The sequence below is a fragment of the Kluyvera sp. CRP genome (assembly GCF_019930565.1).
Classification (GTDB): Bacteria; Pseudomonadota; Gammaproteobacteria; order Enterobacterales; family Enterobacteriaceae; genus Kluyvera; species Kluyvera georgiana_A.
The window spans coordinates 4199818-4216050 of the sequence record NZ_CP082841.1 but is presented as its reverse complement, the minus strand read 5'-3'; the positions used below and the strand labels follow the sequence as shown (position 1 = coordinate 4216050).

Genomic DNA, 16233 nt, shown 5'->3' with positions numbered 1-16233 from the left:
TGTCATTGTGGAGGTTGCGATGCAACAGTCTACCCCTTATCTCTCTTTCCGCGGTATCAGCAAAACTTTCCCCGGCGTAAAGGCGCTGTCCGATATTAGCTTTGATTGCTATAGCGGCCAGGTACATGCGCTGATGGGCGAGAACGGTGCGGGCAAGTCGACGCTGCTGAAAATTCTTAGCGGTAACTATGCCCCGACGTCCGGCACGCTGGCGCTGCGCGGAGAAGAGATTTCTTTTGCTGATACCACTGCGGCGCTGAACGCGGGTATCGCGATTATTTACCAGGAACTGCATCTCGTCCCGGAAATGACCGTGGCGGAAAATATCTATCTTGGCCAATTGCCGAGTCGCGGCGGTATTGTTAACCGCAAACTGCTGAACTATGAAGCGCGTATCCAGCTTGAACATCTGGGGTTGGACATCGATCCCGATACGCCGCTGAAGTATCTATCGATTGGCCAATGGCAGATGGTCGAAATTGCCAAGGCGCTGGCGCGTAACGCCAAGGTCATCGCTTTTGATGAACCAACCAGTTCACTTTCCGCGCGCGAGATAGACAACCTGTTCCGGGTCATCCGTGAGCTGCGCAAAGAGGGGCGAGTGATCATCTATGTGTCTCACCGCATGGAAGAGATCTTCGCGCTGAGCGATGCCATCACCGTGTTTAAAGACGGCCGCTATGTCTGTACCTTTGCCGATATGATGGAGGTGAGCCACGATCGTCTGGTGCAGGCGATGGTGGGGCGTGACATTGGCGATATCTATGGCTGGCAGCCGCGTCAGTACGGTGAAGAGCGTCTGCGTCTATCGCAGGTGAAAGCGCCGGGCGTGCGCACGCCGATTTCGCTGACCGTTCGCAGCGGTGAAATCGTGGGTCTGTTCGGCCTGGTGGGTGCCGGACGTAGCGAGCTAATGAAGGGGATCTTCGGCGGGACGAAAATAACCGGCGGTGAGATTTTCATCGACGGTGAGCGAGTCACTATCGACAAACCGGCGCAGGCGATTCGCGCGGGGATGATGCTGTGCCCCGAAGATCGTAAAGCTGAGGGGATCATCCCGGTCCATTCCGTGCGTGACAATATCAATATTAGCGCCCGCCGCAAGCATATCCATGCGGGGTGTCTCATCAACAACGATTGGGAGGCCACTAACGCCGACCATCACATTCAGGCTCTTAATATCAAAACGCCGGGCGCTCAGCAATTGATCATGAACCTTTCCGGGGGAAATCAACAAAAGGCGATTCTCGGGCGTTGGCTGTCAGAAGACATGAAGGTGATTCTGCTTGATGAGCCCACCCGGGGTATCGACGTAGGGGCAAAGCATGAAATCTACAACGTGATTTATGCGCTGGCGTCGTCCGGCGTCGCGGTGCTGTTTGCCTCCAGCGACCTACCGGAAGTGCTGGGCGTTGCCGACCGTATTGTGGTGATGCGTGAAGGGGAGATCTCCGGCGAGTTGCTGCACGAGAGCGCCAATGAACAACAGGCGTTAAGCCTGGCGATGCCAAAAGTCAGTCAGGCCGTTGCCTGAGTTAGGAGGTTATGATGTCAACTGTTACTACGCCTGGCGCCCGCCGCTCGTCGCTGAGCTTTAGCCGTATCTGGGATCAGTACGGAATGCTGGTGGTCTTCGCCGCGCTGTTTATCTGCTGTGCGATCTTTGTTCCGAACTTTGCCACCTTTATCAATATGAAGGGGCTTGGGCTGGCCATTTCGATGTCGGGAATGGTGGCTTGCGGGATGCTGTTCTGCCTGGCGTCCGGTGATTTTGATCTGTCGGTTGCCTCGGTGATTGCCTGTGCGGGCGTCACTACCGCGGTGGTGATAAACGTCACTGAAAATCTATGGATTGGCGTATTTGCCGGACTATTGCTCGGGGCGGTAAGCGGGCTGGTTAACGGCTTTGTGATTGCCCGTCTTAAGATAAACGCGCTGATCACCACGCTTGCCACTATGCAGATCGTGCGCGGGCTGGCCTATATCATCTCTGATGGTAAGGCGGTAGGGATTGAGGACGAGCGTTTCTTCACCCTGGGCTACGCCAACTGGCTGGGCCTGCCGGCACCTATCTGGCTGACGGTGGGTTGCCTGATTATTTTCGGCCTGCTGCTCAACAAAACCACCTTTGGCCGTAACACGCTGGCGATTGGCGGCAACGAAGAGGCCGCTCGGCTGGCGGGGGTTCCGGTGGTACGCACCAAGATTATTATCTTTGTGCTCTCCGGCCTGGTGTCCGCTGCTGCGGGGATCATTCTGGCCTCGCGTATGACCAGCGGACAACCAATGACGTCGATTGGTTATGAGCTGATCGTTATCTCCGCCTGCGTGTTGGGCGGCGTCTCGCTGAAAGGCGGGATTGGTAAGATCTCGTACGTGGTCGCCGGGATTCTGATTTTAGGCACCGTGGAGAACGCGATGAACCTGCTCAATATCTCTCCGTTCTCGCAGTATGTGGTGCGCGGGTTGATTCTGCTGGCGGCGGTGATCTTCGACCGTTACAAACAGAAAGCTAAACGCAGCGTGTAGCGCTGTCTGCTCGCCGAAATCATTCAAAATGACCCGGGGGAATGGACGTTCTCCCGGTTTTTGGCTTTTCTCAACGGCATTGTTACAACGTCACAAGCAAAACATCCACACCGCTGTTTCCCACAATGCTTTTTGCCGAGCAGGTCGCACGGGAAAAGAAACTTTGGTTATGGTTACCGCAAATCACCAGGTCGACCGCGTATTTTTTACTGAATGCTTTGATATGTTCGCCCAGTTCACCGCAGGCGATTTGGCTTTTCCAGATGGGATAGTCGGTGGTATCAGCCAGCGTTTGCAGAAACTGTAGGGTTTCTTCTTGCATCAGGTCTCGCAGGTTTTCCATCATCGGGGCCGCGAGGTGATTGTACATTTCCGGGTCGGTCGACAGGGTGATAAGGCTGATACGCGCGTTGAGGGGCCGCGCGATGGCGACAGCTTTCCGTAGCAGGGCCTGGCTTTCCGGGGTGGGCGCGACGGCCACCAAGAGATGTGAGTAAGACATCAGACCTCCTTGCTCCAATAATACGTACTCTTTTTTTATTCTCTTACTCTTTTTGCCTCAACCCTGCAAGGGGAACACAGAATAAATCTGTCTATAACTTAACCTGATACATAAGTTTTTTTTATGCGAATAATTGCGTAATTATTGTACAGATTGCATAAGCAATGCTGAATATATCATGTAATCAATATGGCGAATAAACATTTAATTTTTGCTGAATTAATGTTAATGGAAAGTAAATAATATGCAAATGAATATACTGCAAATGATTCGATGTTTCAATTTATTGAATTTACGATGAATTTTATATATTAGATGAAACTATGATCTGTGATAATTTTTTCGCAATTGTCTCAAGTAAAGTTGCCCACCGTCGATCGTTATTGGATAGTTTCGGTGAATGAATATCCGCCAGACAGGAATAAAACAACGTTTTAAATGGTTATTTATTGTTCAAAATACAACTATGACTGATGGATACAGTGTAAAAATACGGTTTGATTTTGTGATGGAGATCACATAAATTTCAAATTAACAGTGAAGTAACATTGTATGTGTCACATCTGGCGAGTAAAGTTGCGTCGAATTAGGAAAAATCTTAGTAAATTGTAAGAAATGTTTAGATTTGTCGGGCCGTGCGTTCAAAACGTTGCCCGGCGATGGGGCATGAGATTCACCTAATCGGCTATGCATTTTGACCGATTCTTTTTTATCGGGCCTTGCCCGACGACATCACGGGGTATGCGGATTTTCCGCATAAAAGTACAAATTGGTTATTCGGGATGGGGAAAATGCATACATCCGAGTTGCTAAAGCACATCTATGACATCAACTTGTCTTACTTGCTTCTTGCACAGCGTTTGATCGGTCAGGATAAGGCTTCAGCCATGTTCCGCCTCGGTATCAACGAGGATATGGCGAAAGTCCTCGGGGAACTGACGCTCCCGCAGATGGTTAAACTGGCCGAAACCAATCAGTTGGTTTGTCAGTTCCGTTTTGATGACTCCCAAACCATCACCCGTCTGACGCAGGAGTCACGCGTTGACGATTTACAGCAAATTCACACCGGTATTCTGCTCTCCACACGACTGTTGAATCAGGCCAGTCATACAGGCGAACCTGCCCGTAAGAAAAGGGCCTGATCATGAGCGAAAAAAGCATTGTTCAGGAAGCGCGCGATATTCAGCTTGCTATGGAGCTGATTACCCTGGGCGCGCGTTTGCAAATGCTGGAAAGCGAAACACAGCTGAGCCGTGGTCGCCTGATTAAGCTCTACAAAGAACTTCGCGGCAGCCCGCCGCCGAAGGGGATGCTACCGTTCTCCACGGACTGGTTTATGACCTGGGAGCAGAATATTCACTCTTCCATGTTCTGTAATGCCTGGCAGTTCTTACTCAAAAGTGGGCAATGTTCCGGCGTTGATGCGGTGATCAAGGCTTATCGTCTTTACCTTGAGCAGTGTCCGCAGCAGGATGCCGGGCCGCTGTTGGCCCTGACGCGCGCGTGGACGTTAGTCCGTTTCGTCGAAAGCGGCATGCTTGAACTCTCCAGTTGCAACGCCTGTGGCGGTAACTTTGTGACTCACGCTCACCAGCCCGTTGGTAGCTTTGTATGCAGCTTATGCCAACCGCCATCACGAGCCGTAAAAAGACGTAAACTTTCTGAGGATCTTGCCGATAGTAATCCACAACTGCTGGATGAACAGATAGAGCAAGCTGTTTAACCCCACACGGTGTGACGAAAACACTCCAGCAGCGGCCATTATGGCCGCTGCTTTTTTTTACCTGCGTGTGGGTGAAATTGCTCATCTGTCTCCTCTCTTAGTCAACAGTGGAAGGATGATAGCGTGCTGATCTTAATAGGTTACCTGGTTGTTTTGGGGACAGTTTTCGGCGGTTATATGATGACTGGCGGACACCTTGGAGCACTGTATCAACCGGCCGAGCTGGTTATTATCGGCGGGGCGGGGGTTGGCGCTTTCATCGTGGGAAACAACGGCAAGGCGATTAAGGGCACCCTGAAAGCGTTGCCTTTACTGTTCCGGCGTTCAAAGTACACCAAAACGATGTATATGGATTTGCTGGCGCTGCTCTATCGCCTGATGGCCAAGTCACGTCAGCAGGGGATGTTTTCGCTCGAGCGCGATATCGAGAATCCGAAAGAGAGCGAAATTTTCGCCAGCTATCCGCGCATTCTCGCGGATACCGTGATGCTGGAATTTATCGTCGATTACCTGCGCCTGATCATCAGCGGCAACATGAACACCTTCGAAATTGAAGCGTTGATGGATGAAGAGATCGAAACCCACGAAAGTGAAAGCGAAGTGCCAGCCAACAGTCTGGCGCTGGTGGGCGACTCACTGCCGGCGTTTGGTATTGTTGCGGCGGTCATGGGCGTGGTGCACGCCTTAGGATCAGCCGACCGTCCGGCGGCAGAACTGGGCGCGCTGATTGCCCACGCGATGGTCGGTACGTTCCTCGGGATCCTGCTGGCCTATGGTTTCGTCTCACCGCTCGCGAGCGTGCTGCGTCAAAAGAGCGCGGAAACGACCAAGATGATGCAGTGCGTCAAAATTACGCTGCTGTCTAACCTCAACGGCTACGCGCCGCCTATCGCCGTCGAATTTGGCCGAAAAACGCTCTACACCAGCGAACGCCCGTCGTTTATCGAGCTGGAAGAGCACGTCCGCGCGGTGCGTAACCCGGCGGGGCAACAGCAAACGACCACCGAGGACGCATGAAGAACCAAGCGCATCCTATTGTCGTCGTTAAGCGGCGCAAACATAAATCTCACGGCAGCGCCCATGGCTCGTGGAAGATTGCCTATGCCGACTTTATGACGGCAATGATGGCGTTCTTCCTGGTGATGTGGCTGATCTCCATCTCCAGCCCGAAAGAGCTGATTCAGATAGCGGAGTACTTCCGTACGCCGCTGGCCACCGCGATCACCGGCGGCCAGCGGATGGCGAACAGCGAGAGTCCGATTCCCGGCGGCGGGGATGATGTCACCCAGCAGCAGGGCGAAGTACACAAGCAGCCAAATATTGACGACCTGAAAAAACGGATGGAAACCAACCGCCTGAAACGTATTCGTGGCGAACTGGACCAGCTGATTGAGGCTGACCCAAAGCTGCGCGCGCTGCGTCCGCACCTGAAGATTGACCTCGTACAGGAAGGGCTGCGCATTCAGATTATCGACAGCCAGAACCGACCGATGTTTAAAACCGGCAGCGCGGAAGTGGAACCCTACATGCGCGATATCCTGCGCGCCATTGCGCCGGTGCTGAATGAAATTCCCAATAAGGTCAGCCTGGCCGGCCACACTGACGACTACCCGTATGCCACCGGGGAGCGTGGCTACAGTAACTGGGAGCTGTCGGCGGATCGCGCCAACGCCTCGCGCCGCGAGCTGGTAGCCGGCGGGCTGGACGATGGCAAAGTTTTACGCGTAATTGGGATGTCAAACTCGATGCGCTTATCAGAGCACGGCGGCAACGATGCGATTAACCGTCGCATCAGCCTGCTGGTGCTGAATAACCAGGCTGAGCAGGCCATTCTCCATGAGAATGCCGAGAGCCAGAATGAACCTTTAAGCGTATTACCGTCGCCGACGACCTCACCGTCTGCATCAGGTACTACGGCGCCACAACCCGACTCGAGGTGATTGCGTGAGCATGGATATCAGCGATTTTTATCAAACATTTTTTGATGAGGCCGACGAGCTGTTGGCCGATATGGAACAGCATCTGCTGGATCTGGCGGTGGATGACCCTGACGCTGAACAGCTGAACGCGATCTTCCGCGCGGCACACTCGATCAAGGGCGGGGCGGGCACCTTCGGCTTCTCCGTGCTGCAGGAAACGACGCATCTGATGGAGAACCTGCTGGATGAGGCACGCCGTGGGGAGATGAAGCTCAACACCGATATTATCAACCTGTTTTTGGAAACCAAAGATATTATGCAGGAACAGCTCGACGCCTATAAAAGCTCCAGCGAACCGGATGCTGCCAGCTTCGAATATATCTGCAACGCCCTGCGGCAACTGGCGCTGGAGGCGAAAGGCGAAAGCGTCCCACCGGTGGCCGCAAGCGCCCGCCTGAGCGTGGTCGACAACAGTATGCAGACCGAGACGGTTGCGATCGATACCGCCGCCGTCGGCAAAACCCAGATCACGCTGTCGCGCCTGAAGGCCGGTGAACCCGATATGCTGGAAGAGGAGCTGGGTAATCTGGCGACGCTGAGCCAGGTCAACAAAACGGCCGATAGTCTGACCGCGGTGCTCGACGGTAGCGTGGATCAGGACGATATCGTCGCCGTGCTGTGTTTCGTGATCGAGGCCGACCAGATAGCGTTCACCACCGTTGCCGCGGCCACAGAGCCTGCGCTGGTGGAAATAGCCGAAGCCGAAGAGATCGTCGAACTGCCGGTTGTCGCCCCGGCGGCGCCGGCCGTTGCAGCAAGTCAGACTGCACCCCGCGTAGAGCGTGAAAAACCGGCAGCGCGCAGCAGTGAATCTACCAGTATCCGCGTGGCGGTTGAGAAGGTCGATCAGTTGATTAACCTGGTTGGCGAGCTGGTCATTACTCAGTCGATGCTGGCCCAGCGTTCCAACGCGCTGGACCCGGTCTCGCATGGCGATCTGATCACCAGCATGGGCCAGCTTCAGCGCAATGCGCGCGACCTGCAGGAATCGGTGATGTCCATCCGTATGATGCCGATGGAATATGTCTTTAGCCGCTTCCCGCGTCTGGTACGCGATCTGGCGGGTAAGCTTGGCAAGCAGGTGGAGCTGACGCTGATGGGCAGCTCCACTGAACTGGACAAGAGCCTGATTGAACGCATTATTGACCCGCTGACTCACCTGGTGCGCAATAGCCTGGATCATGGTATTGAGCTACCGGAAACGCGTCTGGCGGCCGGGAAATCTGCCGTGGGCAACCTGATTCTCTCTGCGGAACATCAGGGGGGCAATATCTGTATCGAAGTCACTGACGATGGCGCGGGCCTGAACCGCGAACGTATTCTGGCGAAAGCCGTGTCGCAGGGGATGGCCGTGAATGAAAGCATGACGGATGAAGAGGTCGGCATGCTGATCTTCGCGCCAGGCTTCTCCACCGCCGAGCAGGTGACCGACGTTTCCGGGCGTGGCGTGGGTATGGACGTGGTCAAACGAAATATTCAGGAGATGGGCGGCCACGTTGAAATTCAGTCGAAGCAGGGGGCCGGGACGACGATCCGCATTCTGCTGCCGCTGACGCTGGCGATTCTTGATGGCATGTCGGTGAAGGTTAGCGAAGAGGTCTTTATCCTGCCGCTCAACGCGGTGATGGAGTCTTTGCAGCCGCGTGAAGAAGATCTGCATCCGCTGGCGGGCGGCGAACGTGTACTGGAAGTACGCGGCGAATATTTGCCGCTGGTGGAGCTGTGGAAAGCTTTCGATGTACAGGGCGCGAAAACCGAGGCCACGCAGGGCATTGTGGTCATCCTGCAAAGCGCGGGTCGTCGCTATGCGCTGTTGGTCGATCAGCTGATTGGTCAGCACCAGGTGGTGGTGAAAAACCTGGAAAGCAACTATCGCAAAGTGCCGGGCATCTCGGCGGCGACCATTCTTGGCGACGGTAGCGTCGCGCTGATTGTTGACGTCTCCGCCCTGCAGGGACTGAATCGTGATAAACGTCTGGCGAACACAGCCGCCTGAAACGCAGAAAAAAGGTAGAAAACATGACCGGTATGACGAATGTAACAAAACTGGCGGGAGAACCGACAGGTCAGGAATTTCTGGTATTTACCCTGGGCAACGAAGAGTACGGTATCGATATCCTGAAGGTGCAGGAGATTCGGGGTTACGACCAGGTCACACGCATTGCCAACACGCCAGCCTTTATTAAAGGTGTCACCAATCTGCGCGGCGTGATCGTGCCGATTGTCGATCTGCGGGTGAAGTTCAGCCAGCAGGACGTTGAGTACAACGACAACACCGTGGTGATCGTACTGAACCTCGGTCAGCGTGTCGTCGGGATCGTAGTTGACGGCGTTTCCGATGTGCTGTCGCTGGCGGCGGAGCAGATTCGTCCGGCACCCGAGTTTGCCGTAACGCTGTCTACGGAATATCTCACCGGGCTTGGCGCGTTGGGCGACCGGATGCTGATTCTGGTCAATATCGAAAAGCTGCTGAATAGCGAAGAGATGGCCCTGCTGGATAGCGCAGCTAACCACGCGGCATGATGAACGCCGGCCCGGCGGCGTACGACGTCGGGCCTGTATTTCAAATAGCCGCTAACGCAAATTCTTTTTTATTAAAATAAGAAAATGAAAGAAATGTGCGATAACTGCGTGCACAGATAACATTTTTCACGTCTTTCTTTTTTCCTTTCGCATCCTCTTTTTCTGTTATTTTGAAAATTACATCACTAAAATCAATATAATTATTGGAACGATTTTTCATGCGTATATTCTAATGAGGGAAAGAGAACTTGCCTTTATTTTAAATAAAGGTTGTTAATATTTAACCTGCCAGATTATCCGATAAATTAGCCTGCTATGATAAAATCGTGTTAAAAGCAGGGTTGGTAAATGCTGTTTTTAACATTCATTAATGTTTCTTAGTTAAATCTCAATGGTTTAATTTAAACATTAAGAAACACTTTATTTCAAAAAATAAGTAAATCGCTAATAATTAGAATTAAATAATGATTGTTTTTGTTATTTTTAAAACATCTTGTGAAAGGATGAAAGAAAATAATTCTTAGTGATCGCTCTCTTATTTTTTATTTTTACGCATAGAAAATAAAATCGTTCTGTCATTAATATCTGCTCGTGGAAATAATTTGTTTTCCCGGCTTACTAAATTAAAGCAGTCAAAAAAACGAACTTAAATATTAGGTTAAGGGATTTCTATGCGCGTAAAAAAAGTAATGATTAAACCCTCTATTATCGCTCTGGCTATTACTGCGGCGGTAGGCGCTCCGGCTTGTGCTCTGGCAAGCAGCGGCGATTTTGCGTCACCGGCATATACGGCGACGCAAACGAAAGGGGAAATGGTCTATAAAAGCGATGATACCGCAGTGTCGATTATGGGTTCCGTGCGGTTAATGGCGAAAGATGATTCCGCGCATAGCGTAGAACATAATATTCAGAATAATGACTCGCGTCTGGGCGTCGCATTACGGCAGAAAATTAATGACAAAGGTTATTATGCGGTCGGTTATTACGAAACCGGTATTCACGGTCTGGATTCCGCCACTGACGATCAGGGCAATGATGTCTATACCCGTCAGGCGTACGCCGGGCTGGGCAATGATGAATATGGTGTAATCACATTTGGTAAACAGTATGCGCCAACAGACTGGGGGCTGGGTATTGATACCACTTATGCTTACGGCGGTAAGGCGAAACACGATACTGCCGGGATGTCGACGGATATTATTAACTCAGCGGCCATCTATTACTACAACACCAAAGAATTTACCGTCGGCGTAATGGGCCAGGGTAATGATGATGTAGATAAAATTGGCTTCGGTAGCGGTTATGGCGACGGCCCGGATATGCACGATGCTTACCATGACGGTTCTGCCACCGTTCACGGCGGTGCGGCGCTGGCGGCGCAGTATCGCTTTGACAATGGCTTCTCTGTTTCCGGTGCGGCAGCGTACAACAATTATACGGTTAACCAGGGGACAACGACGACCAATATGACCTATTACGACCAGAATGGTAACCCAATGGGCACCGTACCGGTCACCAACGTCACCGGCCCGTCATACGATGGTAACACCTACTCGATGGGCTTAAACGCCAAGTACACCGCCAATTTTGACGGCTTCACCTGGTATAACGCCGCGCAGGCGACTTACTACATCAACAAAGTTGATGATGTTCACGCGGCGGTCAGCGGCACCAGCAACGCCACCGACGATCAGGAAACTATCCTGGGACTGGAATATGCTTCTCAGTTCAAAATTACGCCGGAGTGGAGCGTTTACGCTAACTTTGACTGGACCGAAGGCGGCGATGCGATGGACGGACAGCATTTCCAGTCCACCACGCTGGGTACTGACTACTGGTTAGGTAAAAACGCCGTCACCTATATCGAATACGGCTATGAGAAAGCCAGCGGGAATACCGATGACTCTTATAACGTCTCCGATCACCTGGCTGCGGTAGGCCTGCGTATCTTTATCTAAATGCTGTAAACCCCCATCTTATGCCAGTGGGGTGGGGGCCGTACTTTTCATTTGCTCTTGTTACTATTGTGTTGATGTCGCTGTGGGGAGGGGGAGTGCTTCGCGGCGATAATGGCAGGTTTATTTCCTATTTAGCCAGACCCGGAGGTCTGGCTTTTCTTTTATGTCGCCCTGTCGTTTACATATTCTGCTGTACGACTTCGGGAGCTTCCTGCGCCAGCTCGCCCTCGTTCTGCGACAGCATCGCCGTCGCGACGCCGTTACCCAGAACGTTAATCGCCGAACGGCCCATATCGAGGAAGTGGTCAATGCCCATCAGCAGCAGGATACCCGCAACCGGAATATTAAAGCTCGGAATGGTCGCTGCCAGCACCACCAGCGCCGAACGCGGCACCCCGGCAATCCCTTTGGATGCCAGCATCAGCGTCAGCATCAGGACCGCAATCTCAGAGAAGCCAAGGTGGATATTGTAGGCCTGTGCAATAAACATGGATGCAAAGGAGCAGTACACCATCGAACCCACCAGATTAAAGGAGTAACCAATCGGCAACACGAAGGAGACGATGTTGCGCGAGCAGCCAAATTGGGTCAGCTGTTCAAGGGTTTTCGGATAGGCCGCTTCGGAGCTGCTGGTGGTAAACGCCACCAGCACCGGGTCTTTGAGCATGCTGAGCAGATGGAAGACTTCTTTCTTCAGCACCATATAGCCAATGGCCACCAGCACGCAGCAGGTCAACAGAATTGCCACGTAGTATCCGCCAATAAATGAAGCGTAGTTCAGCAGGATCCCCAGCCCTTCGGTGGCGATAACCGAGGAGATGGCGGCAAAAATAGCCAGCGGCGCAACGTACATCACGTAGCCGGTGACTTTCAGCATGATATGCGAGACCACATCCAGCGCGGCCACTAACGGCGCGTTGAATTTCTGTCCCAGCGAAGCCCCGCCGATGCCGAAGAACATCGAGAAGACCACAATCTGCAGAATTTCGTTATTTGCCATTGCGCCGACGATGCTTGTCGGGATGGTATGTGAAAGGAAACCCTTCAGGCTCATGCCGCTGACCGCCAGCCCGGTATCAACCGCATCTTTTGGCACGGTCAGATTCAGACCCGCCCCCGGCTGTTGTAGGGTGACGATAAACAGGCCCACCAGAATCGACAGCACCGAGGAGCTGATAAACCACACCATCGCTTTACCGCCAACGCGGCCAATAGTCGAGGTTTCACCCAGCTTCATGATCCCGACCGTTAAGGTGCTGAACACCAACGGCGCGATGACCATTTTGATTAGCCGGAGGAATATATCGGTGAGAAGAGTGATGTTACCAGACCATACTTCGATGGTGGTTGCTGATGCATAGGAATGGATCATTGCGCCGGTGAGAATCCCCGCCAGCATGAAAATCACGATAAAAATCGTGAGCTTATTTGCGTTTGCCACAAAAATACCCCGTCAGATTACGAAAAAGCCCTGCGATGAAGAAAATGATTTTTTAGTTATTAAATACCATCAATTTATTCACCACATAAATTGTATGAAAGTGAGGGGATTTACAACTTTTTTTTATATTTTATAAAAAGCGTTGTGATTCAGTGGGTCACACGCACCGTCGTTTTGCTGCCTGAGAACGCTCACGATTTTTACCCTGCGTGCACATAAAGTTTCTTTTTGGGATGCCGATAACAGCGAATAACACGTTATTGAGAAGGTGCTGTATGTTAAACCGTATCCGCGTTGTCACGCTGCTGATGTTGGTGCTGGTCGTCTTCGCACTTTTGCAGTTGGTCTCCGGGGGCTTTTTGTTCTCCTCGCTGCATCAAAACCAACAGAGTTTTGCGCAATCTAACACGCTTCGTACGCAACAAGCCGAACTCACCAAAGCGTGGGATCTGCTGCTGCAAACCCGCATCAACCTCAGCCGCTCTTCGGCGCGGATGATGATGGACACCGCTAACCAGCAAAGCAGCGCCAAAACGGAATTGCTGAAAAATGCACGCACCACGCTAACCCAGGCGGCAGAACACTTTGCGCGCTTTAGCGAACTTCCCTCGCAGCCGGCGATGAATGATGCCAGCGCCCAGGTCACGAAGACCTATCAAAACTATTCCGCGGCGTTACAGGAGCTGGTGGGGTTCCTGGAAGGCGGCAATATGGACGCCTATTTTGCCCAACCGACGCAAGGCATGCAGAACGCCATGGGCGAGGCGATGAATCAATACGCCACGCAAAGTGAAGCGCTTTATCAGCGCGCCTTTACCACCAGCAGCAGCGACTACCAGATTGCCCGCTGGCAGCTGGCGATTCTGGCGGTGGTGCTGGTGATCGTGGTGGTCGGTGCCTGGTTTGGCATCCGCGCGATTCTGCTTAAGCCGCTGGCCTCCGTGATGGCGCACATTCGCCAGATTGCCGCCGGTGATTTAACTCAACGCCTGACGCTGCGCGGGCGAAACGAAATTACCGAACTGGCCGATACGGTTACCCATATGCAAAGCGCGCTGATTGATACCGTCACTCATGTACGTGAAGGGGCAGAGGCTATCTATCACGGCACCAGCGAAATCGCCGCCGGCAATAACGACCTTTCCGCGCGTACCGAGCAGCAGTCGGCGTCGCTGGAAGAGACGGCGGCCAGCATGGAGCAACTGACTGCCACGGTGAAGCAGAATGCCGAAAACGCACGTCAGGCGTCACAGCTGGCGCAGCGCGCATCCGACACCGCGCAACATGGCGGCAGCGTGGTGAATGGCGTGGTGAATACCATGCACGAGATTGCCGCCAGCTCGCAGAAAATTTCCGATATTACCGGCGTTATTGATGGCATTGCTTTCCAGACCAACATTCTGGCGCTGAACGCCGCCGTGGAAGCCGCACGCGCCGGGGAACAGGGGCGTGGGTTCGCGGTGGTGGCCGGCGAAGTGCGTAATCTGGCAAGCCGCAGCGCTCAGGCGGCGAAAGAGATTAAAGCGCTGATTGAAGACTCCGTGGCGCGCGTTGAAACCGGCTCCGTGCAGGTTGAAACCGCGGGGGAAACGATGACCGATATCGTCAATGCCGTGACCCGCGTCACCGACATTATGGGGGAAATCGCCTCGGCTTCTGACGAACAGAGCCGCGGGATCGATCAGGTCGCCATCGCCGTTGCGGAGATGGACAGCGTCACCCAACAAAACGCCTCGCTGGTGGAAGAGTCAGCCTCTGCCGCCGCCGCGCTGGAAGAACAAGCCGAACGTCTGAACCAGGCCGTCGCGGCATTCCGATTGAACGTCGCCTCAGGAAATAGAGCGACGACATCTGTACCGGCAGCAACGCTGGCGGAACCTCGCCAGGCGCCCGCTGCTAATCGAACCTCTGATTCTAACTGGGAAACCTTCTAATTTTATCTGCGGTCCAGGGCCGCCTCCAGGAGTGTGGTGATGCTTTATCGTATTCGAATCTCTACCACGTTGTTTCTGATTTTGATTCTCTGCGGCATTTTGCAGATTGGCAGTAACGGACTCTCTTTTTGGGCGTTTCGCGACGGACAAAACAATATTTATCAGGTGGATCAGAGCAGTCAGCAGCTAAGCACGCTCACGGAATCACGAGCGGCCATGCTCCAGGCCAGCACCATGCTCAACAAAGCCGGTACTCTGGCGGCGCTGAGCTATCCGCCCAATGAAGTGCGGGCCATGGTTGACGACGTGAAGCAGAACCTTTCGCAAGGCGAGGCGCTGTTTCAGGGCTTTATGGCGCTGCAACTGATGAGGGAGAGCGATAAGGCGCTGCAAGAACAGACGGCGAAAAGTTTTACCACCTGGCACGAGATGCTGGCGCATCAGGTCGCCTGGCTGGAGAACAATCAGCTTTCTGAGTATGTCGCGGCGCCCGTGCAGAAAACGCAGGACCAGTTCGATGCCAACTATGAAAGCTGGCGCAAGAATATTGAGCACTATGTGGCGGCGGCGAAAAGCGAAAGCCAGAGCGACTATGCGCGTTCCACGATGATGTTTATCGCGATGGTGATTATCTCCGTGGCGATTACCCTCGTGGCATTGTGGTGGGTGCGCCATATGGTGGTCAAACCGCTGGCCATTATCAGCAGCCATTTCGACAGCATTGCCAAAGGCAATCTGGCGCGGCCAATTGCGGTGTACGGTAAAAATGAAATCAGCGCCATTTTCGCCGGGCTGAAGTCGATGCAGCAATCTCTGCGTAAAACGGTAGGCGAAGTGCGCCAGGGCAGTTTTGCGATGCACACCGGGATTTCGGAAATTGCCGCTGGCAACAACGACCTTTCTTCCCGTACGGAACAGCAGGCGGCGTCGCTGGCGCAAACCGCGGCGAGCATGGAACAGTTAACCGCAACCGTCAGTCAGAACGCCGACAACGCGCGTCAGGCTTCTAACCTGGCCCACGGCGCGGCGGACACCGCTAAACGTGGGGGCGAACAGGCCAACCACGTGGCGCAGACGATGCAGAATATCGCCACCAGTTCGAAGAAAATCAGCGACATTATCAGCGTCATCGACGGCATTGCCTTCCAGACCAATATTCTGGCGCTGAACGCCGCCGTGGAAGCGGCGCGTGCGGGCGAGCAGGGGCGCGGGTTTGCGGTAGTGGCCGGTGAAGTGCGTAACCTCGCCAGCCGCAGCGCCCAGGCGGCAAAAGAGATCAAAGTGCTGATCGAAGAGTCGGTGGCCCGCGTACAGGAAGGATCGGCGCTGGTCGAAACCTCCGCCAGCACCATGAGCGAGATTGTCCAGTCGGTTACCCGGGTGAACGACATCATGGGGGAAATCGCCTCCGCCTCTGATGAGCAGCGCCGGGGCATTGAACAGGTCGCGCTGGCCGTCAGCCAGATGGACCAGGTGACGCAACAGAACGCCGCGCTGGTGGAAGAAGGGGCGGCCGCCACTGAACAGTTGGCAGGCCAGGCCGATCGCTTAACCTCTGTGGTCTCTGTGTTTGAACTCGAAGAAGTGAAAGTGGCCGCCGGGCGTGAAAACGTCTCGCTGGCCGCAGTACCTGCTGTTTCCTGA

14 protein-coding genes are annotated in these 16233 nt (G+C 53.5%); 11 read left to right on the top strand and 3 right to left on the bottom strand.

Annotation, left to right across the window (positions count from 1 at the left end):
• The first annotated feature begins 19 nt into the window (after positions 1-19).
• Positions 20-1534, top strand: coding sequence for an L-arabinose ABC transporter ATP-binding protein AraG (gene araG, locus K7B04_RS19980; RefSeq protein ID WP_223802835.1), 1515 nt, complete (start codon positions 20-22; stop codon positions 1532-1534).
• 14 nt (positions 1535-1548) lie between these two features.
• Positions 1549-2529 (top strand): L-arabinose ABC transporter permease AraH, encoded by a 981-nt coding sequence (araH, locus tag K7B04_RS19975; protein ID WP_163448974.1) that lies wholly within the window; start codon positions 1549-1551, stop codon positions 2527-2529.
• A gap of 82 nt (positions 2530-2611) precedes the next feature.
• On the opposite strand, the gene uspC is transcribed toward araH, so the two are convergent.
• The gene (gene uspC / locus K7B04_RS19970) at positions 2612-3031 is read right to left on the bottom strand and encodes a universal stress protein UspC (RefSeq protein WP_223802834.1); all 420 of its coding nucleotides are present in this window, start codon (positions 3029-3031) and stop codon (positions 2612-2614) included.
• A gap of 791 nt (positions 3032-3822) precedes the next feature.
• On the opposite strand from uspC, the gene flhD reads away from it, so the two are divergent.
• From flhD to cheW, 6 genes are all read left to right on the top strand, one after another.
• On the top strand, positions 3823-4173 hold the full coding sequence (gene flhD / locus K7B04_RS19965; RefSeq protein ID WP_163448972.1) for a flagellar transcriptional regulator FlhD: 351 nt from the start codon (positions 3823-3825) through the stop codon (positions 4171-4173).
• Entirely contained in the window at positions 4170-4754 is a 585-nt protein-coding gene (gene flhC / locus K7B04_RS19960) for a flagellar transcriptional regulator FlhC (protein WP_191091026.1), read from the top strand. Before flhD ends, flhC begins: the two co-directional genes overlap by 4 nt.
• Before the next feature lie 123 nt (positions 4755-4877).
• Positions 4878-5771 carry a flagellar motor stator protein MotA gene (gene motA / locus K7B04_RS19955; RefSeq protein WP_064544632.1) on the top strand — a complete coding sequence of 298 codons (894 nt, stop codon included), beginning with the start codon at positions 4878-4880 and terminating at the stop codon, positions 5769-5771.
• Entirely contained in the window at positions 5768-6694 is a 927-nt protein-coding gene (motB, locus tag K7B04_RS19950) for a flagellar motor protein MotB (RefSeq protein ID WP_163448970.1), read from the top strand. Before motA ends, motB begins: the two co-directional genes overlap by 4 nt.
• A 10-nt stretch (positions 6695-6704) precedes the next feature.
• Positions 6705-8729 (top strand): chemotaxis protein CheA, encoded by a 2025-nt coding sequence (cheA, locus tag K7B04_RS19945; RefSeq protein ID WP_223804201.1) that lies wholly within the window; start codon positions 6705-6707, stop codon positions 8727-8729.
• Between the two features lie 23 nt (positions 8730-8752).
• Complete coding sequence (cheW, locus tag K7B04_RS19940) at positions 8753-9256, top strand: chemotaxis protein CheW (RefSeq protein ID WP_064544638.1); 504 nt, start codon at positions 8753-8755, stop codon at positions 9254-9256.
• 40 nt (positions 9257-9296) lie between these two features.
• Here the strand turns inward: cheW and K7B04_RS19935 are convergent, their stop codons facing one another.
• Positions 9297-9476 carry a hypothetical protein gene (locus K7B04_RS19935; protein ID WP_167575553.1) on the bottom strand — a complete coding sequence of 60 codons (180 nt, stop codon included), beginning with the start codon at positions 9474-9476 and terminating at the stop codon, positions 9297-9299.
• 451 nt (positions 9477-9927) lie between these two features.
• Here K7B04_RS19935 and K7B04_RS19930 point away from each other — a divergent pair, with 451 nt between their 5' ends.
• On the top strand, positions 9928-11214 hold the full coding sequence (locus K7B04_RS19930; RefSeq protein WP_223802833.1) for a porin: 1287 nt from the start codon (positions 9928-9930) through the stop codon (positions 11212-11214).
• Positions 11215-11392: 178 nt separating this feature from the next.
• Here the strand turns inward: K7B04_RS19930 and K7B04_RS19925 are convergent, their stop codons facing one another.
• On the bottom strand, positions 11393-12655 hold the full coding sequence (locus K7B04_RS19925; protein ID WP_223802832.1) for a dicarboxylate/amino acid:cation symporter: 1263 nt from the start codon (positions 12653-12655) through the stop codon (positions 11393-11395).
• Positions 12656-12930: 275 nt separating this feature from the next.
• Here K7B04_RS19925 and tar point away from each other — a divergent pair, with 275 nt between their 5' ends.
• Both tar and K7B04_RS19915 read left to right on the top strand, forming a co-directional pair.
• The gene (gene tar / locus K7B04_RS19920; RefSeq protein ID WP_163449518.1) at positions 12931-14589 is read left to right on the top strand and encodes a methyl-accepting chemotaxis protein II; all 1659 of its coding nucleotides are present in this window, start codon (positions 12931-12933) and stop codon (positions 14587-14589) included.
• A gap of 39 nt (positions 14590-14628) precedes the next feature.
• Entirely contained in the window at positions 14629-16233 is a 1605-nt protein-coding gene (locus K7B04_RS19915; RefSeq protein ID WP_223802831.1) for a methyl-accepting chemotaxis protein, read from the top strand.